The organism is Azospirillum halopraeferens DSM 3675 (assembly GCF_000429625.1).
In the GTDB taxonomy this organism is placed as follows: domain Bacteria; phylum Pseudomonadota; class Alphaproteobacteria; order Azospirillales; family Azospirillaceae; genus Azospirillum; species Azospirillum halopraeferens.
Map to the genome: position 1 here is coordinate 523,687 of NZ_KE386927.1, position 25,059 is coordinate 548,745.

A 25,059-nucleotide genomic window follows, 5' to 3' on the forward strand; every position below is an offset into this window, starting at 1 on the left:
TCCGGAAACTTGGGCAGAATCGAGGGGAAGATCAAGCGTGGGATCCATGGGGGCAGTGTCGTCACATATGGGGCCGGTGGATCCGGACGCCTTCGGGGCGGGCACCACGGCGGCGGCGTGCGACGGCAAGGGCCCGGCGATCGTCCACTGGTTGCTGACCGAAGGGCGCGGGCACGCGGACATTCCGGCGTTCCTCGACGCGCTCTGCCGGCGGCTCAACGATGCCGGCGTGCCGCTGGGGCGCTGTTCTCTGTCGCTGAACCTGTTGCACCCGCAGATCCGCGCCATGAGCTATTACTGGCGCGGCACCGGCGCGGTGGAGGCGATCGAGCGGGCACACGGCGTGGAAACCTCCGCCGACTACCTCGCCAGCCCCGTCGCCGCCATCATGGACCAGGGCGCCGAGGCGATGCGCTTCCGGCTGGAACGGCTGACCCCGCCCTGGCCCTATCCGGTGCTGGGGGAACTCAGGGATCAGGGCCTGACCGATTACGCGGCGATGGCCATGCGCTTCTCCGACGGGCGGCTCAACGTCGCGACCTTCGCCACCGGCCGGCCGGGCGGTTTCTCCACCGCCGACCTGGAGTTGATCGACGGCATGCTGCCGGCCTTCGCGGCGGTGCTGGAACTGAAGGCGCTGCACCGCCTGTCCACCACCGTGCTCGACACCTACGTCGGGCGGCGCACCGGGGCGCGCATCCTGTCGGGGGACATCCGCCGCGGCACCGGGGCGGCCCTGCGCGCCGTGCTGTGGCAGTGCGATCTGCGCGGGTTCACGGCGCTGGCCGACCGGCTGCCGCGCGAGGAGCTGATCGCCCTGCTGAACGGCTATTTCGAGGTGATGGGCGGGGCGGTGGAGGACAGCGACGGCGAGATCCTGAAGTTCATCGGCGACGCGCTGCTGGCGGTCTTCCCGCTGCCCGACGGCGCAGCCGGGGCGGACGCCGACCGGCTGGCGTGCGGGCGGGCGCTGGACGCCGCCGAGGCGGCGCTGGAGGGCATGCGGCGTCTCAACGCCGAGCGCGCCGCCTGGGGCCAGCCGACGCTGCGCTGCGGCATTGCCCTGCACCTGGGAGACGTGATGTACGGCAACATCGGGTCGCCGAACCGGCTGGACTTCACCGTCATCGGCCCGGCGGTCAACCTGGTCAGCCGGATCGAAAGCCTGTGCAAGCGCCTGGACCGGCCGCTGCTCGCGTCCGCCGCCGTCGCCGCCGGCTGCGACGACCGTCTGCGGTCGCTGGGCTGGCACCCCGTGCGCGGCCTGGCCGAACCGGTGGAGGTCTACGGCCTCGCCGCGGAGCCGGTGCCGTGAGCGCACGCACCCGCTTCGGCCTTCCCCTGGCGGCCTTCTGCGCCGGCTGGGGGCTGATGATGCTGGAGATCCTGGGCGGCCGGCTGATGGCGCCCCTCTACGGCTACTCGGTCTACCAATGGGGCGCGATCATCGGGGTGGTGCTCGCCTTCATGGCCGCCGGCTACTGGAAGGGCGGGGCGGTGGGCGACACCGCGGCGGCGGTGCCCTTCCTGCGCGCCGCTCTGGCGGCCAGCGCCGTCTGGGCCGCCGCCACGCCCCGGGTCGGCCCGGCGCTGCTGACGGGAACGTCGGCCGGCATGGGGCCGGAGGCGGGGTCGGTGGTCGGTGCGGTCCTGCTGCTGGGACTCCCCTCCTTCGCGCTGGCCACCGTGTCGCCCATCGGCGCCGGCCTGTCGGGAACCGGCGGTGTCGCGGCGCGGGCCGGCCGGATCTACGCCGTCAGCACGCTGGGCAGCATCGGCGGCACCTTCTTCGCCGCGTTCTACGCCATCCCCGCCATCGGCGTGTCGGCCGGCTATGCGGTCGCCGCCGCGGTGCTGGCGCTGGGCTGCGCCGCCGTGCCCGGCGGCCTGCGGGCGGGAGCGGCGGTGGCGGTCGTGGCCGCCGCGGCGTGGATCGCCGAGCCCGCCCGGGGCCGTGACGTCGCCGTCTACCGGGAAACCCCCCACAACACGATCTATGTGCGCGAGGACGCCGACGAGGTGCGCCTGCACCTCAACGTGCTGTGGGCCGTGCAGTCGCGCCTGCGCCGCGACGGCGGCCCCACCGGCAGCTATTACGACCTGTTCACCGCCGGTCCGGCGCTGGCCGACGGGCGCCGTGTCCTGGTGCTCGGCCTGGCCGGCGGGGTGGCCGCCACGCAGATCGCCGCCGCCTGGCCGGACGCCGCGGTGGTGGGGGTGGAACTGGACCCCGCGGTGGTCGAGGTGGCGCGCGACCATTTCGCCCTGGACGGGGTGGAGGTGGTGGTGGGCGATGCCCGGCGTTACGTGGACCGCTCGTCCGCCCTGTACGACGTGATCATCGTCGACCTGTACGCCACCGCCATCATCCCCTTCTTCACGGCGACGCGGGAGTTCTTCGCGGCGGTGGAGCGGCGGCTCGCCCCCGGCGGGGTGGTGATGATGAACGTGGCCGCGCCGGCCGACCGCGACGCGCTGGTGGGGCCGCTGGCCGCCACCATGGCGGCGGTGTTTCCCGCCGTCTTCACCGCCGATGCGGGGCGCGGCAACCATCTGGTGATCGCGACCAAGGACGACCGTACGCCGGCCGCCGTACGTGTACGCCTGGAGGCCGCGCCGCCGGCGGCCCTGTACGCCGCGCGCCGCCTCGCCGACACCCTCGACGCCGCCGACCCGGCCGGCCACCCGGTCCTCACCGACGACCGCAGCGACATCGACCTGCGCAGCCTGCGGGCCCTGTACGGCAGCCGCTGACGGCTGTTCCGGGGTCCGGTCAGGTGATGGCGTCGAGCTGGGCGTCCGACAGGCCACCGGGGACGACGGTCAGGGGGATGCCCAGCCGGGCGATGCCGCGGCTGGTGAAGTAGGAGATCAGCGGACCCGGCCCTTCCGGACCGACACCGGCGCCCAGCACCAGGATGGAGATGCCCGGCTCCTCCTGCATCAGGGCCAGCAGCTCGTCGCGGCGGTCGCCCTCGCGGATGTAGAGAACGGGCAGCGTGCCGGTGATGGCGACGACGTCGCGCGCCAGCTTCTGGAGCTTCTGTTCCGCTTCGGTGCGCTGCTCCTCGCGCATCAGGTTCTCCACCGCCAGCCAGTGCTGCATCTCCCCCGGCTCGATGACGTACAGCAGGGCGACGCGGCCGGCGGACTTCTTCGCGCGCAGGCAGGCGTAGCGCAACGCCACCTTCAGTTCCGGGCTTTCGTCCACCACGACCAGGAAGATGCGCTGCGCAGCCGGCTGCCCGGCGTCGGGGCCGGGACCAGGTGCGTCGGGGGCGGTCGGTTCGCTCATCATCACACCTTTCGGAAGAAGGCGCCGGCAAGCCAGCCGGCGGCAACCGCGCCGATCACCGCAACGACCCCGTACAGCACGGGCTGGCCGCGGGCGAAGTCGTAGACCTCGGCGCTGAAACCCACCTTGGACACCACCAGCGGGGTGGTCTGGGCGTTGACCACCTCGCCGTCGCGGATCAGGAACACCTCTACATTGTAGAGACCCGTGGGGACATTGGCCGGGAAGTAGATGTTGGTGCGGAACAGCCGCTCGCCAAGGAAGTTCACCTGGCCCATGGCGACGCCGTACAGCCCCTCGCGCTGCTTGTTGCGGATCAGAGCGGCGCGGAAGGCGACGAGATCGGCCGGCGCCAGGGGCGTCGCCGGCGTCAGGTCCAGGTTGGCGGCACCGATCTGATGGCGTTCCAGCACGGGGTCGCCGGCGAAATCCTCCAGCGGCCGGCTGGTCGCCACGGTGTAGAAGCTCGGCACCTGATCGAACACGGCGCTGTCGCGGTTGACCCAGATGCCGGCGATGCGGCCCTTGCGGCGCACCGTGGCGCTGAGGCGCGGCCCGGTGACCACCACGGCCACGTCCCCCTCGCCGCCGGTGGTGCCGAACAGCACCACCTCGGTGCCGGTGAAGCCGGTGGTGATGGCGATCAGGTGGCTGGACAGGTCGGCGACGAGCTGCTGCGCCCGTGCCGTCACCGCGACCGCGACGGCGACCGCCAGCACCGCCCCCATCACGGCGATGCCGGCCACCGCACCGCGCCGCGCCGGCCGTCCGGCGGCAGCGCTCACCGCGGCACCCCCGTGGCCACGGTGAAGAGATCGGCCGGTGGCACGACCAGGTCCCAGGCCAGCCGCGCGGCCACCGCCACCACCAGGAATCCGAGCAGCGCGCGCGCCTGCTCGCCGCGCAGGTAGCCGCCCGCCTTTGTGCCGACCTGCGCCCCGATCACGCCGCCGATCAGCAGCAGCAGGGCCAGCATGACGTCCACCGTGTTGTTGGTGGCGGCGTGCAGCAGAGTGGCGATGGCGGTGGTGAAGATGATCTGGTACAGCGACGTGCCCGCCACCAGGGCCGTGGGCATGTTCAGCAGATAGATCATGGCCGGCACCAGCAGGAAACCGCCGCCGATCCCCATGATGGCCACCAGCATGCCGCCGACGGCGCCGATGGCGGCGGGCAGCAGGGCCGAGATGTAGAGCTTGGAGCGGTGGAAGCGCATCTTCAGCGGCAGGCCGTGCAGCCATATGTGGTGGTGCAGCTTGCCGCGCCCCGCTGCGGGGGCGCGCCGGCGCAGCATGGCGCGCACGCTCTCGACCAGCATCAGCGAGCCGATGATGCCGAGGAAGAACACGTAGCTGAGCCCGATGGCCACGTCGATCTGGCCCAGGCGCTGCAGCACGCCGAAGATCCACACCCCGATCGAGGTGCCGACCAGGCCGCCGACCAGCATGACGGTGCCCAGCTTCACGTCGACGTTGCCGCGCCGCCAGTGGGCCAGCACCCCCGACACGCTGGCGGCCACGAGCTGGTTGGACTGGGTCCCCACCGCCACCGCCGGCGGCACGCCGATGAAGATCAGCAGCGGCGTCATCAGGAATCCGCCGCCCACCCCGAACATGCCGGACAGGAATCCGACCAGCCAGCCCATGATCAGCACGCCCAGGCTGTTGACCGACATTTCGGCGATCGGCAGGTAGACTTGCATCGGGCGGGGTCCGGCGGGGGAGGGGGCGGCCGCAGCTTACCCCGGGGCACCCCGCCGGCCCAAGGGGCTACAGCACGCCGCGGGCGCGCACCAGCTCGGCCAGAGACACGTCGGGGCGGGCGCCCACATGGGCGATGATCTCCGCCGCGGCCACCGCACCCAGGCGTCCGCACACCGCCGGCGCCAGGCCGCGGGTGTAGCCGTAGAGGAATCCTGCGGCGTAGAGGTCGCCGGCCCCGGTGGTGTCGACGACCCGCTCCACCGGCTCCGCCGCCACCTCGACCACCGTGCCGCCGGCGACGACGACCGCCCCTTTCTCGCTGCGCGTCAGCGCCGCCACCTTGCCCAGACGCCGCACCGCCTCCAGCGAGTCCTCGAAGCGGTCGGTGCCGTAGAGCGCGCCGATCTCGTGCTCGTTGGCGAACAGCACGTCCACATGGTTCTCCACCAGGTCGCGGAACTCCGCGTGGTGGCGATGGACGCAGAAGGAGTCCGACAGGGACAGGGACACCGCGCGGCCGGCCCCGTGGGCGATGGCGGCGGCCTTGCGGAAGGCTTCCTTGGCGCGGGGAGGATCCCACAGATAGCCTTCCATGTAGGTCACCCGCGAGGCGGCGATGAGGTCCTCGTCGATGTCCTCCGGCCCCAGCTCCACGCAGGCGCCGAGATAGGTGTTCATGGAGCGCTGGGCGTCCGGGGTGACCAGGATCAGGCAGCGCGCGGTGGGGGCGCCGCCGTGCAGCGGGTCGGTGGCGAAATGGACGCCGGCGGCGCGGATGTCGTGCCGGAAGACGGCGCCGAGCTGGTCGTTGCACACCTTGCCGATGTAGGCGCCGGCGCCGCCGAGCGACGCGAAGCCCGCCATGGTGTTGCCGGCCGAGCCGCCCGACACCTCGATGCCCGGCCCCATGCGGCCGTACAGCTCCTCCGCGCGCGCCGCGTCGATCAGGGTCATCGCACCCTTCTCGATGCCGTTGGCGGCGAGGAACGCGTCGTCGGCGTGGGCGATGACGTCGACGATGGCGTTGCCGATGCCGGTGACGTCGTAGGATGCGGCGGCCATGAACACTCCTGACTGTTGGGAAGACCGAGGGGGCGGGCGGGGGCGAGTATAGCGGCGGCGCTTCCGGCCACAAGCGCGGCGGGGCGGCCGCCGGCCGCCGTTCTTGCCGCGGCACGGTGTCGCGGATAGAACCGGGCGGGTCCATCCGGTCCGAAGGGGAGCCGTCCGCATGATCCGCGCGCTGGTGCTTGGGTTCGCGCAACTGTCCGATCCCGCGTCGCGGCGGGTCGTCCTGTTCGGCGTCGTCGGGGCAGCGGCGGCCTTCATCGGCCTGTTCGTGCTGGTGCAGTGGCTGCTGCTGGGCACGCCGCTGGTCGGCCTGGCGTGGGTCGACACCGCGATCGACGTGCTGGGCGGCCTGCTGGTGCTGGTCGCCGCCTGGATCCTGTTTCCCGGCGTGGTGGCGGCGGTGTCCAGCCTGGTGCTGGACCGGGTGCTGGACGACGTGGAGCGGCGGCACTACCCGCACCTGCCGCCGCCGCGCCCGCCCGGCCTGCTGGCCGAGGTGGCGACGGCGCTGCGCTTCCTGGCCGTGGTGGTGGCGGTCAACGTGGTGGCGCTGCCGCTCTACCTCACCCTGCCGGGGCTGAACCTGGCGGTCTACTACACCGTCAACGGCTATCTGCTGGGGCGGGAGTATTTCGAGCTGGTGGCGATCCGCCGGCTGGGGCGGCGCGGTGCCGCGGACGCCCGCCGGGCGGCCGGACTGAGACCTTTTGCGGCCGGCGCCATTATCGCCTTCCTTTCCACCGTCCCGCTGCTGAATCTGTTCGTCCCGGTCGTCGCGACCGCCTTCATGGCCCACGTCTACCACACCATGAATGGGCGCTTGCGGCCGGCCGGACGACCGTGATAACCCGCAAGGGATGGATCTTCGCGAAGGACCGCGGCGCGGCATCCGGTGAGGCCGTCCATCCCGCCTGACCTGAACCAGGGGACTTCCTGCATGCTGTTCGGACGAAAGAACCCGCCGGCCGGTGCGCCCAAGCCCGCGGGCGCCGACACGGCCGCAGCCGCCGCGCCGGACGCGGCCGCCGTCGCGCCGGCTTCGCCGCCGCTTACCGGGGCCTTCCCCGGCGAGGCCCCCGCGGACCAGGGTGCCGTGCCGGCGGCGCCGTCACACGCCCCCGGCCCCGCGCTTTCGCCGGTGCCGCCGCAGCCCGCCCCGGGGCCGACGCTCCGCTCGCCCTATTCCGACAAGGGACCCGAGATGAACACCACCCCGCCCAAGCCGCCGACTCCGCCCTCCGCGGCCGCCGCCTTCAAGACCGACATCCCGCGCCGCATGGTGGACATGCCCGGCGCCGTGCCGCGCCGTCCCGACGCCGCTCCCGCCGCGGCCCCCACCGCCGCTCCCGCCGCTCCGGCGGCGGTCGAGCAGCGCCGGCTGATCGTCGGGCGCGACATCTCGCTGTCGGGCGAGATCGCGTCGTGCGACGTGCTGGTGGTCGAAGGCACGGTGGAGGCCAAGCTGCGCGACGGCCGCAACATCGAGATCGCCGAATCCGGCCTGTTCAAGGGCTCGGTGGAGATCGACGAGGCCGACATCGGCGGCCGCTTCGAGGGCGACATCCAGGTGCGCGGCCGCCTGCGGGTGCGCTCCACCGGCAAGATCAACGGCTCCATCCGCTACGGCGAACTGGAGGTCGAGGCGGGTGGCCAGCTCATCGGCGACATCCAGGTCTATTCCGCGGCGTCCAAACCCGCCGCCGCTCCCGCTCCCGCGGCGGTCGCACCGGCTCCGGCTCCGGAAGCGATCCCGGCGGAGTGATCCGTCCGGCGTGATCCGTCCGGCGTGACGCAAGGGCTTCAGCCCGGCTCGGCCAGCGCCGTGCCGGGCTGTGTCTTGTCCGGATAGGCGCAGAGATCGCGGATCGGGCACACGGGGCAGTCCGGCAGCCGCGCCTTGCAGACATAGCGGCCGTGCAGGATCAGCCAGTGGTGGGCGTGACGGCGATAGGGGCCGGGCACCACCTCCAGCAGGCGTTTCTCCACCGCATCCGGCGTCTTGCCTGGCGCCAGGCCGGTGCGGTTGGCGACCCGGAAGATGTGGGTGTCCACCGCCATCGTCTCGTCGCCCCAGGCGACGTTGAGGACGACGTTGGCCGTCTTGCGCCCGACGCCGGGCAGCGCCTGCAGGGCCTCGCGGTCGCGCGGCACCTCCCCGCCGTGGTCCCGCTCCAGGATTTCCGACAGCTTGATGACGTTGCGGGCCTTGGTGTTGAACAGGCCGATCGTCCGGATGTGTTGCCGCAGCCCCTCCTCCCCCAGCTCCAGCATCGCGCGCGGCGTGCGCACCCGTTCAAACAGGGCGCGGGTGGCCCGGTTGACGCCGGCGTCGGTGGCCTGCGCCGACAGCACCACCGCCACCAGCAGCGTGAAGGGGTTGACGTACTCCAGCTCGCTTTTCGGTTCGGGGTTGGCGGCGGCGAGGCGGCGGAACAGTTCTTCTGTGTCGCGGGTTTTCATGAGGCCGACTGTAGCCGGCTTTACGGGAAACGCAATCCGGGCCAGGATCGACGACCATGCAGCCGAACGAGCAACCGCCGCAGCCCACCCCCGTGCGGGTCTTCTTCGACGCGATCCTCCACCCCCACCGCAGCCTGGGGCGCACCGGGTTCCTGGTGCTGATGGCGGCGGTGGTGTTGGTCAGCGCCGTGGTCGGAACGGCCTTCCTGGTGCAGGGGGCGTGGCCGGTGACCGGCTTCTTCGGGCTGGACGTGCTGCTCCTGTGGTGGGCGTTCCGCGCCAATTACCGCTCGGCCCGCCGCTATGAACGGGTGCGCCTGACCGACCGGGAGCTGACGGTGCAGCGGGTCGCCTGGAAGCAGCCGGACCGCACCTGGCGCTTCCAGCCGCACTGGCTGCGCGTCTCCATGGACGATCCGCCCCGCCACGAAAGCCAGGTGACCCTGTCGTCCCACGGCCGGTCGGTGGTGGTCGGCTCTTTCCTCAGCCCGGACGAGCGGGCCGACTTCGCCCGTGCCCTGCGCCGGGCACTGGATGCCTGGCGCCGGCCGCCCTGCCGCCCCAACCCCGTGTAGAGCGGGGTCGGGGGCGCAAGATTCGGGTTGGTGGCCGGGCCGGGACGCGCCAGACTCGCCGGTGTCCACCAACCGGGAGACCGCCCGTGACCGGCCTCGACTCCGTTTCCGACGCCATCGGCGACCCCGTCGATGCGCGCCACCACCGCGCCATGGCCGCCGCCATCCGCCACGTGGCGGAACGCTGGACCGAACAGCCGACCCTGGAGGACCTGGCCGGGCTGGCCGGGATGAGTCCGTTCCACTTCCAGCGCCTGTTCACCCGCTGGGTGGGGATCAGCCCCAAGCGGTTCGTGCAATACCTGACGCTGGATGGCGCCCGGCGCCTGCTGGACGACAACCGCAGCCTCCTCGACACTGCCCTCGACGTCGGCCTGTCGGGGCCGTCCCGGCTGCACGACCTGTTCGTCGCCTGCGAGGGGATGACGCCCGGGGAGTACAAGGCGCTGGGCGACGGCCTGACCATCCGGTGGGGCCTGCACGACTGTCCCTTCGGCCGGGCGCTGGTGGGGCTGACCGCGCGCGGCGTCTGCTGGCTCAGCTTCTCCGACCGGGACGACGCCGGCGACGCGCTGGCCGAGTTCACCGCGGCGTGGCCGGCCGCCCGGCTGGTGGAGGACGCCGCCGCCACGGCACCGGTGGCGGCGCGGGTGTTCGGCCCCGCCGCGCCGGCCGGGGCGGGCGAGCCGCTGCGCCTGCTGCTGCGCGGCACCAACTTCCAGATCAAGGTGTGGGAGGCGCTGCTGCGCATCCCCGAGGGCGCCGTCGCCAGCTACGAGGACGTTGCCCGCGCCATCGGCCAACCCACCGCATCGCGCGCCGTCGGCGCCGCCGTCGGCCGCAACCCCGTGTGCGTGCTGATCCCCTGCCACCGGGTGATCCAGAAATCGGGGATCATCCACAACTACCGCTACGGTGTGCCGCGCAAGCGCGCCCTGCTGGCCTGGGAACAGGCCCGCCGGTCCCCGGCCGCGGACGGCGCCGGAGTCACATCCCCAGCACGTCGCGCATGGTGAACAGCCCCGACGGCTTGTCGTTGGCCCACATGGCGGCGCGCACGGCGCCGCGGGCGAAGACCTGGCGGCTGGACGCCTTGTGGGTCAGCTCGATCCGCTCCCCTTCGGCGGCGAAGACGACGGTGTGGTCGCCCACCACGTCGCCGCCGCGCAGGGTGGCGAAGCCGATGGAGCCGGGGGTGCGCGGGCCGGTGTGGCCATCGCGGACCTTCTGCCAGACCCGGTCCAGGTCAACCCCGCGGCCCTGCGCGGCGGCGTGCCCCAGCCCCAGCGCCGTGCCCGAGGGGGCGTCCACCTTGTGGCGGTGGTGCATCTCGACGATCTCGATGTCGTAGTCCTCGGCCAGCACCCCGGCGACCCGTTCCACCAGCGCGAACAGCAGGTTCACGCCCACCGACATGTTCGGTGCGTGGACGATGGGGGTGTGGGTGGCCGCCCGCGCCAGGGATTCGCGCTGCGCCGGGTTCAGCCCGGTGGTGCCGACCACCAGCACCGTCTCGCTCTGCGCCGCCAGGGCGGCGTGGCGTTCGGCGGCGTCGGGGGTGGTGAAGTCGATGATCGCGTCGGCCTCGGCGAACAGCGGCACGGGGTCGTCGATGGCCAGCACCCCCGACGGCTCCAGCCCGGCGATGACGGCGACGTCCTGGCCCACCAGCGGACCGCCGACCCGCTCGGTGCCGCCGGCCAGGGTGCAGCCCGGCGTGGCGACGATCTCCTGCACCAGCATCCGGCCCATCCGTCCGCCGCATCCGACGACGCCGATCTTCATCTCCGCCTCCCGCCTCGACCCGTTGCCTGCCGGAACCGGCTGTAGCACACCCGGCGGCGGCCGACTACCCGGTCGGCGGCCCCTCAGCGCCGCCCGTTGCGGCGCGGCCGGCCGCCGCCGGGCGGCGGCGTCTCGTCCAGGATGCCCAGCAGGGCGTCCAGCGTCCGCTCGTCCAGGCTGCGGATGCGTTCGGCCAGACGGTTGGCCAGTTCGGTCGCCCTGGGCGTCAGGCCGGCGGTGTCCACGGTGACCCGGGGGTGCGACAGGGCGGCCAGGCGCTCCAGCTCCTCCGCCTCGTCCCAGATGATGCCGAAATAGCCGCACACCTGCCGCACCAACTGGGGCGAGGGCTGGCCGCGCTTGCCGTGCTCCAGCGCCGACAGATAGGCCGAGGAGATGTGCAGGTCAGCCGCCATCTGCTTCAGCGTCACCCCCCTGGCGGCGCGCAGGGCGCGGACCCGCTCGCCGAACGGCGTCACGGCCCGGCGTCCCGGCGGCGGCGGATCAGGACGTAGAGGGCGCCGTCGCCGCCGTGCCGGGGCTGCGCCGCCTGCACCGCCAGGATCAGCGGGCGCAGGGCCGGCTCGGCCAGCCAGCGCGGCACCACCCGGCGCAGGATGCCACCGTCGGGGCTGAAGTTGCCCTTGCCGGTGATCACCAGAACGCAGCGCCGCCCCTCGTGCCGGCAGCGGTGGATGAAGGCGGCCAATGCCCCGTGCGCCTGGTCCTGCGTCATGCCGTGCAGGTCGATGCGCCCGTCGATCTCCATGCGGCCCTTGCGCAGCCGGTCGGCGGAGCGGCGATCCATGTCGGCCAGCTCCCCCGCCCGCAGGGGCCGCAGGGCCGGCGCGGCGCGCCGCGCCGGGGCCGGCACGGCGGGGGCCGGGACGGGGACGGGCGCCGCCGGCTCCGGCTGCGGCTGCGGCGGGGCGGAGGTCATCTCCTCCGCCAGGGTGCGGCCGGGCAGGGGGGCGGCGTCGCGCATGGCGATGCGCCACAGCCGGCGCTCCTCCTCGCTCAGCGTCCGCTTGCGGGTCATCGTCGCCCCCCGGTCAGCCGGCTGCGGACGCGGTGTCGGCGTCCTCGACCAGCAGGATGTGGAGGCTGCGCGGCCCGTGGGCGCCGAGCTGGATGGTCTGTTCGATGTCGCCCGTGCGGGAGGGGCCGGTGACCAGGTTCACCGTGCGCGGAATCCAAGATCCGCCGGCATCGGACCGGCGTCGCAACAGATCCCACGCGTCCTCGTAGGTGGCGACGATGCGGCGGCGCGGCAGCACGACGATGTGGGTGTCGGGCAGGAAGTTCAGGGTGGTAGGATGTTCCGGACCCGAAACAAGCATCAGCGTGCCGGTTTCGGCGATGCCGGCGAAGGCCCCGGTCACCGACACGGGGTCGTCGTCTCCGGCGGGTCCACGGCTCACCGTCAGGGCCGGGCGGGTGTGCCAGGGCACGGCGGCGAGCAGCGGGTCGGGGGCCGTCCGCACCGCCGCCGGCAGGTTGCGGGACGCCAGCAGGTCGGCCACCGCGTCGGCCACGGCTGCCGTGTCGGGCAGCCGCTCCACCGTGGCCGCCGCCTCGGTGGCCATCGCCACGAACAGGGCCACCCGCTCCGGCTCGGGCACCAGGGCGCGGGCGGGCACCGGGTTGCGGGGGTGGTCGGCGAGGCGGCGCTCCACCGCGTCGCGCCGGGCGTCGTCGCCGCCGGGTTGGCCGAGCCGCCGGCGCAAGCCGCCGAGGATGCGCTCCCGCGACCCGCTCATGGGCCGTCCCCCGTCCGCCGTTCCGCCCACAGCTCCCGGAAGGTCCGGCCCTCGGGGGCGGGCAGGTCGCGGTGGCGGGTCCAGCCGCCGGCCCCCGGCAGCATGGCGAGCGTCCCGCTGCGGCGGGCCAGCCGGCGCAGCAGGCGCGCCGCCAGCCGGGCAGCGGCGTGGTAGAGGGCGGGGCGCCGGGCGAACCACGCCCATAGGGCGAGTCCGCGGCGCGTGACCGCGGGTTGCAGGCCCTGCTCCGCCTCCCGCCGGCGCCAGTGGCGCATCATCGCCGGCAGCGGGATGCGCATGGGGCACACCTCCTCGCACCGGCCGCAGAAGGTGGAGGCGTTGGGCAGGTGCTTCGCCTCCGCCAGCCCGATCAGCGCGGGGTCGAGCACGGCGCCCAGCGGCCCCGGATAGACCCAGCCGTAGGCGTGGCCGCCCACCGCGCCATAGACCGGGCAGTGGTTCATGCAGGCGCCGCAGCGGATGCAGCGCAGCACCTCCCGGAACTCGGTGTCCATCAGGGCGGAGCGGCCATTGTCCAGCAGCACCACATGGAAGGCGCGCGGCCCGTCCGGATCGGCGGCGCGCCGCGGCCCGGCGGAGAAGGTGGTGTAGGCGGAGAACTCCTGCCCCGTGGCGGAGCGCGCCAGCAGGCGCAGCACCGTGGCGGCGTCCTCCGGGGTGGGGACCACCTTCTCGATGGAGGCCAGGACGATGTGGACCGGGGGCAGGGTCTGCGTCAGATCGCCGTTGCCCTCATTGGTGACGATGACGGTCTGGCCGGTCTCGGCGATCAGCAGGTTGGCCCCGGTGATGCCGACGTCGGCCTCGTGGAAGCGGCGGCGCAGCATGGCCCGCGCCTCGGCCAGCAGGGCGCTCGGCTCGTCCAGGGGGCGGGCGGGATCCAGCGCGGTGTGGGCGGCGCGGAAGGACTCCGCCACCTGCTCCTTCGACACGTGGAAGGCGGGGGCGATGATATGGCTGGGCGGCTCCTTGCGGAGCTGCACGATGTACTCCCCCAGGTCGGTCTCCACCGGCACCAGCCCGTGGGCCTCAAGGTGGTCGTTGATCGCGATCTCCTCGGCGATCATCGACTTGCCCTTGGTCACGGTCTTCGCGCCGGCGGCGCGGCAGATGGCCAGGATGGCGTCGCGCGCCCCGGCCGCGTCGGCGCACCAGTGGACGGTGCCGCCGGCGGCGCGCACCTGCGCCTCGAACCGCTCCAGGTAGAGGTCCAGGTGGGCCAGGGTATGGTCCTTGATGTCCCGGCCGCGGTCGCGCAGGGCCTCGAACTCCGGCAGCCGGTCGGCCGCCATGCGGCGGCGCAGCCGGAAGCCCGAAGCCGACTTGTCCAGCATGGCGCGCAGGCGGTCATCCGCCAGGGCGCGGCGGGCGTTCTCGGGGAAGTGGCGGGAGGACGGCTGCATGGTCGCGCTCCCGTCAGGTCCGGGCGCCGATGGGTGGCGTGCCCCCGGCCAGGCCCGACAGCACCTCCGCCACGTGGCGCACCGCGATGGGGGAGCCGTCGCGCGACAGCTTCCCCGCGATGTTCAGCAGGCAGCCGAGATCGCCGGCCAGCACGGTGTCCGCACCGGTCGCCGCGATGGCGGCGGCCTTGTCCGCCACCATGCGGTCGGAGATGTCGGGGTACTTGACGCAGAAGGTGCCGCCGAAGCCGCAGCACGCCCCGGTGTCCGCCATCTCCCGCAGCTCCAGCCCGGCGACGGAGGCCAGCAGGCGGCGCGGCTGCTCCCGGATGCCCAGTTCGCGCAGGCCGGAGCAGGAGTCATGATAGGTCACCGCGCCGTCGTGGCGGGCCGTGACCGCCGCCACCCCCAGCACGTCGGTGAGGTACGACACCAGCTCGTGCGTGCGGGCCGCCAGCCGCCTCGCCCGCGGCGCCCACTCCGGATCGTCGGCCAGCAGCTCCGGGTAATGGACGCGGATCATGCCGGCGCAGGACCCCGACGGTACGACCACCGCGTCGAAGCCCTCGAACAGGGCGATGGTGCGCCGCGCCAGGTCGCGCGCCGTGCCGCGCTCGCCGGCGTTGTGGGCGGGCTGGCCGCAGCAGGTCTGGCCGTCCGGCACCGCGACCGTGCAGCCGGCGTCTTCCAGCAGCCTCACCGCGGCGAAGCCGACGGTCGGCCGGAACAGGTCGACGAGGCAGGTGACGAACAGACCGACGGCGGGCATGGGGCAGGGGGTATCCCGAATGGTGGGGTGCGACGGTCGGACAATACGTGGTGCCCCGGGAATCGGCAAGAAAGGTGCCGCGGACGGGGCGGAGGCATTATACGCGTCCCGTCGGCACGGCTCGGGGAGATGGTCCGCAAGAGAATGCCGCCGCGGCGGGAGTGGATACGCGCACAGGGCCGGGATCCCCGCGACCCCGACGCCCTCGTGGCGTACGTGCTCGCCAAATCCGATACGAAGGAGGAAAAGCGCGCCGTCGCGATCGAGGCGCGCATCGTGGCCGCCCTGCCGGGAGCCGAGCCAAGGCCCGAGTGAAGGTGCTTCCGGCCGCCCGGCGGCATCCCGATCCGTCGATCATCGACATCCCGTCGGAGGTCGACGGTGTGGAAACGTCCCGGCTGCCCGGTTTGGACCCCGGCATCCGATAGGCCGTAAATGGATCACGACCGATGACGGCCGGCCGCCTCACCCGGCCCGCGCCGGCACCAGCGTGCAGACCAGGAACAGGCCGGCGGCGGCGACCACCACGCCGGGGCCGCCGGGCAGGTCCCAGTGCAGGGAGGCGTACATGCCCGCCAGCACCGCAACGATGCCGAAGAGGGAGGCGAGAGCCGCCATCTGCTCCGGCGTGCGGGCGAAGCGGCGGGCGGCGGCGGCGGGGATGATCAGCAGCGAGGTGATCAGCAGGATGCCGACGATTTTCATGGCCACCGCGATCACCAGCGCGATCAGCAGCATGAAGGCCAGGCGCAGGGCCACCACGGGCATGCCCTCCACCCGCGCCAGGTCCTCATCCACCGTGACGGCCAGCAGCCGGTTCCACAGCAGCGCCAGCCCGGCCAGCGCCACCCCGCCGCCCAGATAGATGCGCACGATGTCCCCCGGCGTCACCGCCAGCAGGTCGCCGAACAGATAGGCGATCAGGTCGATGCGCAGCGTTTCCAGGAAGGCCACCGCCACCAGCCCCAGGGACAGGGACGAATGGGACAGGATGCCCAGCAGGGTGTCGGACGCCAGCGCCCGGCGCTGTTGCAGGGCCACCAGCAGCAGGGCCAGCACCACGCACACCGCCACCACCCCGATCATCGGGTCGACGCCCAGCAGGAAGCCCAGCGCCACCCCCAGCAGCGCCGAATGGGCGAGCGTGTCGCCGAAATAGGCCATCCGCCGCCACACCACGAAGGAGCCGAGCGGCCCGGCCAGCGCCGCGACGCCGCACCCGGCCACCAGGGCGCGGATCATGAAATCGTCCATAGAGACCCTTACCCCGTCAGTGGTCGCAGCAGCCCCGGCCGTCGGCCGGTCCCGGCACCACGCTGCCGTCTTCGGCGTGGGCGTGGTCGTGCCGGTGGACGTAGACCGCGAGCGCGTCGGCGTGGCGGCCGAACAGGGCATGATACTCGGGATGGCGCCGGACGTCTTCGGGCGAGCCGGAGCAGCAGACGTGCCGGTTCAGGCACAGCACGCGGTCGGTGCGCGCCATCACCGTGTGCAGATCGTGGCTGACCAGCAGCACGCCGCAGCCGCGCGCCTTGCGCACCGCGTCGATGCGGGCGAACAGGTCCGCCTGGCCGTGCACGTCCACACCCTGGTCCGGCTCGTCCAGAACCAGCAGGTCGGGGTCGGCCAGCAGGGCGCGGGCCAGCAGCACCCGCTGCATCTCGCCCCCCGACACCGCCTGCACCGGCGATGCGGCCAGATGAGTCACCCCGGCCTCCTCCAGCGCCGCGACGATCCGCGCCGCCGGCACCGGCCGCCACAGGCCGAGGAAGCGGCGCACCGTCAGCGGCAGGGTGGGGTCGACGGCGATGCGCTGGGGCATGTAGCCGACGCGCAGCCCCGGCCGCCGCCGCACCGCGCCCGCCTGCACCGGCACCAGCCCCAGCACGGCGCGCACCAGGGTGGTCTTGCCGGCGCCGTTGGGGCCGATCAGGGTGACGATTTCGCCCGGCGTCACGGTCAGGTCGACGGCGTCGAGCACCGTCCGGCCGCCGAGCATCACCGAAAGGCCACGGACGTCCAGAAGGGGAACGGCGGAGGAGTCGTAAGGGCTTGACATGTTACGATATAACGTCACACTCATGCGTGTGCCTCTGCTATGCGCTGAAAAGCCGCGGCTGTCCAGCCCGCGCCGTCTGTTCCGACCCGAAAAGGACCTGCCATGCGCCCGTTGCTCGTCTCTTCCCTGGCCGCCCTGCTGCTGACGACGGCCCCCGTCCTGGCCGACGCGCCGCGGGTGGTGGCGTCGGTGAAGCCGCTGCACTCCCTGGTGTCGTCGGTGATGCAGGGGGTGGGGGAGCCGGGGCTGGTGGTGCGCGGCGGCGCGTCTCCCCACACCTACAACCTGCGTCCCTCCGACGCCCGCGCGCTGGAGCAGGCGCAGGTGGTCTTCTGGTTCGGCGAGGGGCTGGAGGGATTCCTGGAAAAGCCGCTGTCCGGGCTGGCCGGCAAGGCCCGGGTGGTGGAGCTGATGGACGCCCCCGGCGTGACGCTGCTGGAGGCCCGCGAGGGCGGCGCCTGGGAGTCGCATGACCACGGGCACGGCCACAGCCACGGCCATAGCCACAAGGGGCACAGCCACGCCCGCGACCACAAGGCGGGCGACCACGACCATGACGCGATGAACGCCCACCTCTGGCTCGACCCGGCGAACGCCAGGGCCATGGTGGCGGTGATCGCCGGGACGCTGGCCGAGGCCGACCCCGCCAACGCCGCCGCCTACCGGGCCAACGCGGAGGCCACCACCGCCCGCCTCGACGCCCTGGACGCCGAACTGGCCGCCCTGCTGGCGCCGGTGAAGGACAAGCCCTTCGTGGTGTTCCACGATGCCTATCCCTATCTGGAGGCCCGCTACGGCCTGTCCGCGGTCGGCGCCATCACCGTCAACCCGGAGCAGCGCCCCTCGGCCAAGCGCCTGAAGGAGATCCGCACCCGCATCAGCGGCCTCGGCCCGGTCTGCGTCTTCTCCGAACCCCAGTTCGAGCCCAAGCTGGTCGCCACCATCGTCGAGGGCACCGGGGCGCGCACCGGCGTGCTCGACCCCCTGGGCGCCGACATCGCCGCCGGCCCCGACCTCTACCCGACGCTGCTGCGCAACCTCGCCGCGTCGCTGGCGGGCTGTCTGAAGGGGTGAGGGACGGGGTGCGGCGACGGCGCTCACCCGCGCACGAACCACCACAGGACGCGCAGCCCGAGCACCAGGGCACCGCACGCGACGATCCCCATGACCGCGTCTCCTCCGTCCATGGGGGTTCCGGTGCCGGCCAGGTAGCCGACCATGACCAGCCCGATCAGCAGTCCGATGAAGAACCACCGCAGCAGGCTGTTCTGAATCACCATGGTCCACAGCGCTTCGATCAGGTCGGTCATCGTCGCGTCCGTCCGTGTCACCCGGGGGCGCCGTCCGCCATGAGGCGGCCGGCCGCAACGATCTTCGCACGATCCCCGGCGCGGCGACAGCGCGGCCGCGGGGGGTGACCGACCGATCCTACCGCCCCGGCGCTACCCTGCGGTAGCTCAGCGCTTCCGCCACGTGGATGCGGCGCACGCCGCCGCCGCCGTCCAGGTCGGCGAGCGTGCGGGCGACGCGCATGACGCGGTGGTAGCCGCGCGCCGACAGCTTCAGCCGCTCCGCCGCCTCGGTCAGCAGGGCGCGGCCCGGGGCGTCGGGGGCGGCCACCCGTTCCAGCACCTCGCCGTCGGCGTCGGCGTTGGTGCGCAGGGGGCGCCCGCCGGGCTGCGGCCCCAGTGCGGCGAAGCGGGCGGCCTGGATGGCGCGGGCGGCGGCGACGCGGGCGGCGATGTCGGCGCTGCCCTCGGCCGGGGGCGGCAGGCTGAGGTCGGCGGCGGCGACGGCGGGCACGTCGATGTGCAGGTCGATGCGGTCGAACAGCGGGCCGCTGATCTTCGATTGGTAGTCCACGGCGCACTTCGGGGCGCGGGCGCAGGCCAGGGCCGGGTCGTCCAGATGGCCGCAGCGGCAGGGGTTCATGGCCGCGACGAGCTGGACACGCGCCGGATAGGTGACATGGGCGTTGGCCCGGCTGACGGTGGACCGGCCGGTCTCCAGCGGCTGGCGCAGCGCCTCCAGGGTGGGGCGGGGGAACTCCGGCAGCTCGTCCAGGAACAGCACGCCGGTGTGGGCCAGCGAGATCTCCCCCGGCTTGGCCCGCGGCCCGCCGCCGACCAGGGCGGGCAGCGACGCGCTGTGGTGCGGGTCGCGGTAGGGCCGGCGGGTCAGCAGCTTGCCGTCGGCCAGGTGGCCGGCGACGGAGTGGATCATCGACACCTCCAGCGCCTCGGCCGGGTCCAGCGGCGGCAGCAGGCCCGGCAGGCGGGAGGCCAGCATCGACTTGCCCGATCCCGGCGGTCCGACCATCAGCAGGTTGTGGGCGCCGGCCGCCGCCACCTCCAGCGCCCGCTTGGCGGTCTCCTGCCCCTTGATGTCGCGCAGGTCGGGGACGGCGTGCGGGTCGTCCTCCTGCAGGCGCGGGCGCGGCGGGGTCAGCACCTGGGTGCCCTTGAAGTGGTTGACCAGCGCCAGCAGGGTGGGCGGGGCCAGCACCTCCAGCTCCTCGCCGGCCCACGCCGCCTCGCCGCCGCACGCCTCCGGGCAGATCAGCCCGCGCCCGCCGGCGTGGGCGTTGATGGCCGCCGGCAGCACCCCGGCCACCGCCGTCACCGCGCCGTCCAGCGCCAGTTCCCCCAGCGCCGAATAGCGCGCCATCTCCTCGTCCGGCAGCACCCCCATGACGGTCAGCAGGCCCAGCGCGATGGGCAGGTCGAAGTGGCTGCCCTCCTTCAGCACGTCGGCGGGGGCGAGGTTGACGGTGATGCGCTTGGCCGGCAGCGACAGCCCCAGCGCGTGCAGCGCGGCGCGCACCCGCTCCCGGCTCTCGCCCACCGCCTTGTCCGGCAGCCCCACCACCGTGAAGGCGACGATCCCGCCGGACATCTGCACCTGGACGTCGATGTCCATGACCTCGATGCCCTGGAACGTCACCGTGTTGACCCGCGCAACCACGCCGCATTACCCCGTCTTGCAATGCACGCCAGTGTATGCCGCGGCGCGGATGTTTGCCAGCGGGACGGATGCGGGCCATCCGGGCAAACGGCCGGGACGTTCGTTCTCGCCGGTTTGTGCCGGGGCCGGTCCGCCCTATTCTCTTCCCTCACACAAGCATGAACGAGGGAAGAGACCCGTGCTCCTGTCGCAGTGCACCTGGCCCGAGGTGGAGGCCTATCTGAAGACGTCGAAGGGCATCGTCATGCCCATCGGCTCCATCGAGCAGCATGGCCCCAACGGCCTGATGGGCACCGATGCCATCTGCGCCGAGGCGATCGCGCGCGGCGTCGGGGAGGCGGCCTCGGCGCTGGTGGGGCCGACCATCGCGGTGGGCATGGCGGTCCACCACATGGCCTTCCCCGGCTCCATGACGCTGAAGCCCTCCACCCTGATCGCGGTGATCAGGGATTACGTCACCGCCCTGGCGGCGCACGGGTTCGAGCGGTTCCTCTTCGTCAACGGCCACGGCGGCAACGTCGCCACCCTGCGCGCCGCCTTCTACGAGATCTACGCCGAGCGGCGCGAACGCCACGGCGACGCGGCGCCGGACCTGCGCTGCCACTTCGTCAACTGGTGGGAGAACGCCGCCGTGGCCGCCCTGTCCCGGGACCTGTTCGGCAGCGCCGAAGGCTCCCACGCCACGCCGTCGGAGGTCTCGGTCACCCAACACCTGCACCCCGAGGCGATCAAGGAAGCGGCCATGGAGCCGCACGTCGCCCCGTCCGGCACCTTCTTCGACGCCCGCGACTTCCGCCGCCGCTACCCCGACGGCCGAATCGGCTCCGCCCCGTCCCTGGCCCGGCCCGAACACGGCGCCCGCCTGATGGAGGCGGCGGTGCAGGCCATTTCCGTGCAGTATCGGACGTTCGTGACGGCGGAGTAAGGACCCGCTCCGAATGGCGCGTTGGACGGCGCGAATCTGTCGCACGAAAGCACTTTTTTGCACGAATCGTACTTGGAAGCAGCAACGCGCGCTGGCGGTTGCGGTGCAACAGGGCTAACATCGCCCGCTCCCATCAAGGCCGGCGCCCCGACAGAACCGGCCGAACGCGTCTGACTTCCGAGGACACCCATGGCCGAGACCGACACCAAGCGCGTCACCGAAGAAGAAGCCCTGCTGCTGCACGCCTCCGGGCGGCCGGGCAAGCTGGAGATCACCGCCACCAAGCCGCTGACCACCCAGCGCGACCTGTCGCTGGCCTATTCGCCGGGCGTCGCGGTGCCCTGCCTGCGCATTCACGAGGACCCCTCGGCCGCCTACGACTACACGGCCAAGGGCAATCTGGTGGCCGTCATCTCCAACGGCACCGCGGTGCTGGGGCTGGGCGACCTGGGCGCGCTGGCGTCGAAGCCGGTGATGGAGGGCAAGGCGGTCCTCTTCAAGCGCTTCGCAGACGTGGACGGCATCGACCTGGAGGTGTCCACGTCGGACGTGGACGAGTTCGTCAACTGCGTGCGCTTCCTCGGCGCTTCCTTCGGCGGCATCAACCTGGAAGACATCAGGGCGCCCGACTGCTTCGTCATCGAGCAGCGCCTGCGCGAGCTTCTCGACATCCCGGTCTTCCACGACGACCAGCACGGCACCGCCATCATCGCCGCCGCCGGCCTGATCAACGCCTGCGAGCTGACCGGGCGCCGGCTGGGCGACGTGCGCATGGTGGTCAACGGCGCCGGCGCCGCCGGCATCGCCTGCGCCGAGCTGTTCACCGCCCTGGGCCTGCCGCGCGAGAACATCATCCTGTGCGACACCAAGGGGGTGGTGTTCCGCGGCCGCACCAACGGCATGAACCAGTGGAAGTCCGCCTTCGCCGTCGACACCGACGCCCGTACGCTGGCCGACGCCCTGAAGGGCGCCGACGTCTTCGTCGGCCTGTCGGCCAAGGGGGCGGTGACGCCGGAGATGGTGAAGACCATGGCCGACAAGCCGATCATCTTCGCCCTGGCCAACCCCGATCCGGAGATCACTCCGGAGGAGGTGCGCGCCGTGCGCGCCGACGCCATCATCGCCACCGGGCGGTCGGACTATCCCAACCAGATCAACAACGTCCTGGGCTTTCCCTACATCTTCCGCGGGGCGCTGGACGTGCGCGCCTCCACCATCAACGAGGCCATGAAGGTGGCCGCCGCCAACGCCCTGGCCAGACTGGCGCGCGAGGACGTGCCCGACGAGGTGGACGCCGCCTATTCCGGGCGCCGCCTGCGCTACGGGCCAGACTACATCATCCCCGTGCCCTTCGACCCGCGCCTGATCGTCACGGTGCCGCCGGCGGTGGCGCAGGCGGCCATGGAATCGGGGGTGGCGCGCAAGCCCATCGTCGACATGACCGGCTACCGCAACGGGCTGCGCACCCGCCTCGACCCCACCGCCGATTCGCTGGAGCTGATCCTCGACAAGGTGCGCGCCAACCCCCGCCGCGTCGTCTTCGCCGAGGGCGAGGAGGACCGCACCATCCGCGCCGCCCTGGCGTTCCGCGCCGCCGGCTACGGCACGCCGGTCCTGGTCGGCCGCGAGGAGGTGATCCGCGAGCGCCTGGCCGCCATCGGCCAGCACGCGGTCACCGACCTGGAAATCCACAACGCCCGTCTGTCGGACGCCAACCGGCGTTACAGCGACTTCCTGTACCGCCGACTCCAGCGCACCGGCGCCCTCTACCGCGATTGCCAGCGCATGGTGAACCAGGAGCGCAACGTCTTCGCCGCCTGCATGGTCGCCCAGGGCGACGCCCACGCCATGGTGACGGGTCTGACCCGCTCCTTCTCCGCCAGCTTCGACGAGGTCCGTCGGGTGTTCGATCCGCGGGCGGGGGAGCGGGTGTTCGGCCTGACCGCCATGGTCAGCCGCCTGCGCACCGTGTTCATCGCCGACACCACCGTGCACGAGGTGCCGGATAGCGAGACTCTGGCCGACATCGCCATCCAGGCCGCCGCCAAGGCCCGCCAGATGGGGCACGAGCCGCGGGTGGCGCTGCTGTCCTACTCCAACTTCGGCCAGCAGGCGCACCACGAGAACGTGTCGCGCGTGCGCGACGCCGTCACCGTGCTCGATTCCCGCCGCGTCGATTTCGAGTACGACGGCGAGATGTCGGCCGACGTGGCGCTGGACTTCGACCTGATGAAGCGCGTCTACCCCTTCTGCCGCCTGTCCGGCCCGGCCAACGTGCTGGTCATGCCCGGCCTGCACGCCGCCAACATCTCGGCCAAGCTGCTGCAGAAGACGACGCGCGGGCATGTGGTCGGGCCGCTGCTGATCGGCCTGGACCGGCCGGTGCAGATCGTCCAGATGGGCGCCACCGTCAGCGATCTCGTCACCATGGCGGCTCTGGCCGCCCATGATTCGCTGCCCTGGTGAACGGACGCCGGGTGCCGGGGGAGGCGGGGCGGGGTACCCCCGCTCCCTTCCGCGCCGCGGCCATGAATCTTTTGTGAAATACCGGCACGGCGCGCCGTGTTGGTGTAAGAGTAGCTTCCCCGTTCGTCAGCCCGGCTTTCCGCCCATGGGACCGTTGGTCTCGCCGACCCCCCGTCTGGTTCTTGCCGTCCTGCTGCTGCTCTTCCTGGCCGCAGCGGGGGCTCTGGCGCTGTTCGGGCGCACCCTGGCGCTGCCCGTCCTCATGCTGGCGGTCGGCGGCGGTGCGCTCGCCGTCGCCGTGGTCCTGCTGCGGCGCGCGGCGCGCGACGCCGACGCCGTCGCCGCCTGGATCGACGGGCTGGCCGATGGTGCCGAGGGGGAGGCACCCGTGGACGGGACCGGCGTGGTGCGCTCCATCGCCGCCCCGGTGGCGCGCCTGCACCGGACGCTGGCGGAGCGCTGTGCGCAGGCGCAGCTTCAACTGGACGCCAACGTGGCGATCCTCGACGCGCTGCACGACCCGCTGATCCTGGTCGGCGCCGGGCGCCGGGTGGAACGGGCCAACGCCGCGGCCCGCGGCCTGTTCGGCGAGCGCATGGTCGACCGCGACCTGGCCACCGCCCTGCGCGCGCCGGCGGTGCTGGAAGCGGTGGACGCGGTGCTGGCCGGGGCGGCGTCGCGCACGGTGGAGTTCAGCCTGCCGGTGCCGGTCGAGCGCCAGTTCGAGCTGCGGGTGAAACCCTTCCAGCGGCAGGCGCACCCCTCGCCCGGCGGCCGCATCGCCATCCTCACCCTGCACGACATCACGGCGCTGCGCCGGTCCGAGCAGATGCGCGCCGACTTCGTGGCCAACGCCAGCCACGAGCTGCGCACGCCCCTGTCCAGTCTGATCGGCTTCATCGAGACGCTGCGCGGCCCGGCCCGCGACGACACCGAGGCCCGCGACCGCTTCCTGGGCATCATGCACGACCAGGCCAGCCGCATGTCCCGCCTGGTCCAGGACCTGCTGTCCCTGTCGCGCATCGAACTGGACGAGCACATGCCGCCGTCCGACCGGGTGGACGTGGTGGAGCGCGTGCAAAGCGTGCTCGACGCCTTCGAACTGAAGGCGCAGGCCCGCGCCATCCACCTGCGGCTGGTGGCGCCGGACCGCGTGCCCGAGGTGGTGGGCGATGCCGACCAGCTCACCCAGGTGTTCCAGAACCTGGTCGGCAACGCCATCAAGTACGCCCGTTCCGACAGCGAGGTGACGGTCACCGTCGCGGTGACCGACGGCGCGGCCGTGGGCGGCGGGGCGGCGCTTGCGTCGGTGGCCGGCCGCCGGCCGGCGCGCCCGTCGTCGCGCCTGGTGTCGGTGGCGGTCACCGACCACGGGGAGGGCATCGCGCGCACCCACCTGCCGCGCCTGACCGAGCGGTTCTACCGCGTCGACGCCGCCCGGTCGCGCGCCATGGGCGGCACCGGTCTGGGACTCGCCATCGTCAAGCACATCCTGAACCGCCACCGGGCCCGCCTGACCATCGAGAGCGAGGTCGGCGTGGGCAGCACCTTCACCGCCTATCTGCCCGCGGCGGCCGACGAGGCGGCGGCCGGCGGCGACGGCACGGCCAGCCGTCCGGCCGCCGCACCGGTTGCCACGATGCGGCGGGCCGGCGGCGCCGGCTGATCCTGCCATCCGCATAGGGCATGACAAAAGGCGGGCATCGTCATAAAACCGTCATCAAACTGCAATATGGTGGTCGCCAACCGCGGCTAACGTCCGGCGCAAGCGTCGGCGGGGTTACCCCGTTGCGGCGCACGCGG

The 25,059-nt window shown here is 72.8% G+C and carries 25 protein-coding genes; 10 read left to right on the forward strand and 15 right to left on the reverse strand.

Annotation, left to right across the window (positions count from 1 at the left end; translation table 11 throughout):
* Positions 1–67 precede the first annotated feature (67 nt).
* Both G472_RS35935 and G472_RS0127060 read left to right on the forward strand, forming a co-directional pair.
* Positions 68–1,315: an adenylate/guanylate cyclase domain-containing protein gene (locus tag G472_RS35935; RefSeq protein WP_084536922.1), complete on the forward strand. Its 1,248-nt coding sequence runs from the start codon at positions 68–70 to the stop codon at positions 1,313–1,315.
* Positions 1,312–2,754, forward strand: a complete 1,443-nt coding sequence (locus G472_RS0127060; RefSeq protein ID WP_029010885.1) for a fused MFS/spermidine synthase — start codon at positions 1,312–1,314, stop codon at positions 2,752–2,754. Before G472_RS35935 ends, G472_RS0127060 begins: the two co-directional genes overlap by 4 nt.
* 19 nt (positions 2,755–2,773) lie before the next feature.
* Here G472_RS0127060 and G472_RS0127065 read toward each other — a convergent pair whose 3' ends face one another.
* From G472_RS0127065 to G472_RS0127080, 4 genes are all read right to left on the reverse strand, one after another.
* Entirely contained in the window at positions 2,774–3,295 is a 522-nt protein-coding gene (locus tag G472_RS0127065) for a universal stress protein (RefSeq protein WP_029010886.1), read from the reverse strand.
* Between the two features lie 2 nt (positions 3,296–3,297).
* Complete coding sequence (locus G472_RS0127070; RefSeq protein ID WP_029010887.1) at positions 3,298–4,080, reverse strand: TIGR02186 family protein; 783 nt, start codon at positions 4,078–4,080, stop codon at positions 3,298–3,300.
* A complete protein-coding gene (locus tag G472_RS0127075) occupies positions 4,077–4,997 on the reverse strand; it encodes a sulfite exporter TauE/SafE family protein (protein ID WP_029010888.1) in 921 nt (306 codons plus the stop codon). Before G472_RS0127075 ends, G472_RS0127070 begins: the two co-directional genes overlap by 4 nt.
* A 67-nt stretch (positions 4,998–5,064) precedes the next feature.
* Positions 5,065–6,060: an adenosine kinase gene (locus G472_RS0127080; RefSeq protein WP_029010889.1), complete on the reverse strand. Its 996-nt coding sequence runs from the start codon at positions 6,058–6,060 to the stop codon at positions 5,065–5,067.
* 169 nt (positions 6,061–6,229) lie between these two features.
* Between G472_RS0127080 and G472_RS0127085 the strand changes: the two genes are divergently transcribed.
* Both G472_RS0127085 and G472_RS0127090 read left to right on the forward strand, forming a co-directional pair.
* Positions 6,230–6,913: an EI24 domain-containing protein gene (locus G472_RS0127085; RefSeq protein ID WP_029010890.1), complete on the forward strand. Its 684-nt coding sequence runs from the start codon at positions 6,230–6,232 to the stop codon at positions 6,911–6,913.
* A gap of 93 nt (positions 6,914–7,006) precedes the next feature.
* Positions 7,007–7,831, forward strand: coding sequence for a bactofilin family protein (locus G472_RS0127090; protein WP_029010891.1), 825 nt, complete (start codon positions 7,007–7,009; stop codon positions 7,829–7,831).
* A gap of 38 nt (positions 7,832–7,869) precedes the next feature.
* On the opposite strand, the gene nth is transcribed toward G472_RS0127090, so the two are convergent.
* Positions 7,870–8,529, reverse strand: coding sequence for an endonuclease III (gene nth, locus G472_RS0127095; protein ID WP_029010892.1), 660 nt, complete (start codon positions 8,527–8,529; stop codon positions 7,870–7,872).
* 56 nt (positions 8,530–8,585) lie between these two features.
* On the opposite strand from nth, the gene G472_RS0127100 reads away from it, so the two are divergent.
* Entirely contained in the window at positions 8,586–9,104 is a 519-nt protein-coding gene (locus G472_RS0127100; protein ID WP_029010893.1) for a DUF2244 domain-containing protein, read from the forward strand.
* Between the two features lie 86 nt (positions 9,105–9,190).
* Complete coding sequence (locus G472_RS35940) at positions 9,191–10,120, forward strand: bifunctional transcriptional activator/DNA repair enzyme AdaA (protein WP_245593592.1); 930 nt, start codon at positions 9,191–9,193, stop codon at positions 10,118–10,120.
* Here G472_RS35940 and dapB read toward each other — a convergent pair.
* The 8 genes from dapB to znuC form a co-directional block, all read right to left on the reverse strand.
* Entirely contained in the window at positions 10,092–10,889 is a 798-nt protein-coding gene (dapB, locus tag G472_RS0127110) for a 4-hydroxy-tetrahydrodipicolinate reductase (protein ID WP_029010894.1), read from the reverse strand. The genes G472_RS35940 and dapB overlap by 29 nt on opposite strands.
* Positions 10,890–10,972: 83 nt before the next feature.
* Entirely contained in the window at positions 10,973–11,368 is a 396-nt protein-coding gene (locus G472_RS0127115) for a helix-turn-helix domain-containing protein (RefSeq protein WP_029010895.1), read from the reverse strand.
* Positions 11,365–11,928: a Smr/MutS family protein gene (locus tag G472_RS0127120; protein WP_029010896.1), complete on the reverse strand. Its 564-nt coding sequence runs from the start codon at positions 11,926–11,928 to the stop codon at positions 11,365–11,367. Before G472_RS0127120 ends, G472_RS0127115 begins: the two co-directional genes overlap by 4 nt.
* A gap of 13 nt (positions 11,929–11,941) precedes the next feature.
* Positions 11,942–12,649: a LutC/YkgG family protein gene (locus tag G472_RS0127125; RefSeq protein WP_029010897.1), complete on the reverse strand. Its 708-nt coding sequence runs from the start codon at positions 12,647–12,649 to the stop codon at positions 11,942–11,944.
* On the reverse strand, positions 12,646–14,073 hold the full coding sequence (locus G472_RS0127130; RefSeq protein WP_029010898.1) for a lactate utilization protein B: 1,428 nt from the start codon (positions 14,071–14,073) through the stop codon (positions 12,646–12,648). Before G472_RS0127130 ends, G472_RS0127125 begins: the two co-directional genes overlap by 4 nt.
* 13 nt (positions 14,074–14,086) lie before the next feature.
* Positions 14,087–14,842, reverse strand: a complete 756-nt coding sequence (locus G472_RS0127135) for a (Fe-S)-binding protein (RefSeq protein WP_035693785.1) — start codon at positions 14,840–14,842, stop codon at positions 14,087–14,089.
* A 465-nt stretch (positions 14,843–15,307) separates the two neighbouring features.
* Positions 15,308–16,096, reverse strand: coding sequence for a zinc ABC transporter permease subunit ZnuB (gene znuB / locus G472_RS0127150; RefSeq protein WP_029010901.1), 789 nt, complete (start codon positions 16,094–16,096; stop codon positions 15,308–15,310).
* Between the two features lie 16 nt (positions 16,097–16,112).
* Positions 16,113–16,901, reverse strand: a complete 789-nt coding sequence (gene znuC, locus G472_RS0127155) for a zinc ABC transporter ATP-binding protein ZnuC (RefSeq protein WP_029010902.1) — start codon at positions 16,899–16,901, stop codon at positions 16,113–16,115.
* Between the two features lie 102 nt (positions 16,902–17,003).
* On the opposite strand from znuC, the gene znuA reads away from it, so the two are divergent.
* Positions 17,004–17,975, forward strand: a complete 972-nt coding sequence (gene znuA / locus G472_RS0127160; protein WP_029010903.1) for a zinc ABC transporter substrate-binding protein ZnuA — start codon at positions 17,004–17,006, stop codon at positions 17,973–17,975.
* Positions 17,976–17,998: 23 nt separating this feature from the next.
* On the opposite strand, the gene G472_RS0127165 is transcribed toward znuA, so the two are convergent.
* The gene (locus tag G472_RS0127165; protein ID WP_029010904.1) at positions 17,999–18,211 is read right to left on the reverse strand and encodes a hypothetical protein; all 213 of its coding nucleotides are present in this window, start codon (positions 18,209–18,211) and stop codon (positions 17,999–18,001) included.
* Positions 18,212–18,329: 118 nt separating this feature from the next.
* Positions 18,330–19,865, reverse strand: coding sequence for a YifB family Mg chelatase-like AAA ATPase (locus G472_RS0127170; protein WP_029010905.1), 1,536 nt, complete (start codon positions 19,863–19,865; stop codon positions 18,330–18,332).
* 178 nt (positions 19,866–20,043) lie between these two features.
* Here G472_RS0127170 and G472_RS0127175 point away from each other — a divergent pair, with 178 nt between their 5' ends.
* From G472_RS0127175 to G472_RS35945, 3 genes are all read left to right on the forward strand, one after another.
* On the forward strand, positions 20,044–20,790 hold the full coding sequence (locus tag G472_RS0127175) for a creatininase family protein (RefSeq protein WP_029010906.1): 747 nt from the start codon (positions 20,044–20,046) through the stop codon (positions 20,788–20,790).
* A gap of 189 nt (positions 20,791–20,979) precedes the next feature.
* The gene (locus tag G472_RS0127180; RefSeq protein ID WP_029010907.1) at positions 20,980–23,256 is read left to right on the forward strand and encodes an NADP-dependent malic enzyme; all 2,277 of its coding nucleotides are present in this window, start codon (positions 20,980–20,982) and stop codon (positions 23,254–23,256) included.
* Positions 23,257–23,401: 145 nt separating this feature from the next.
* A complete protein-coding gene (locus G472_RS35945; protein ID WP_051341387.1) occupies positions 23,402–24,922 on the forward strand; it encodes an ATP-binding protein in 1,521 nt (506 codons plus the stop codon).
* Positions 24,923–25,059: the final 137 nt, after the last annotated feature.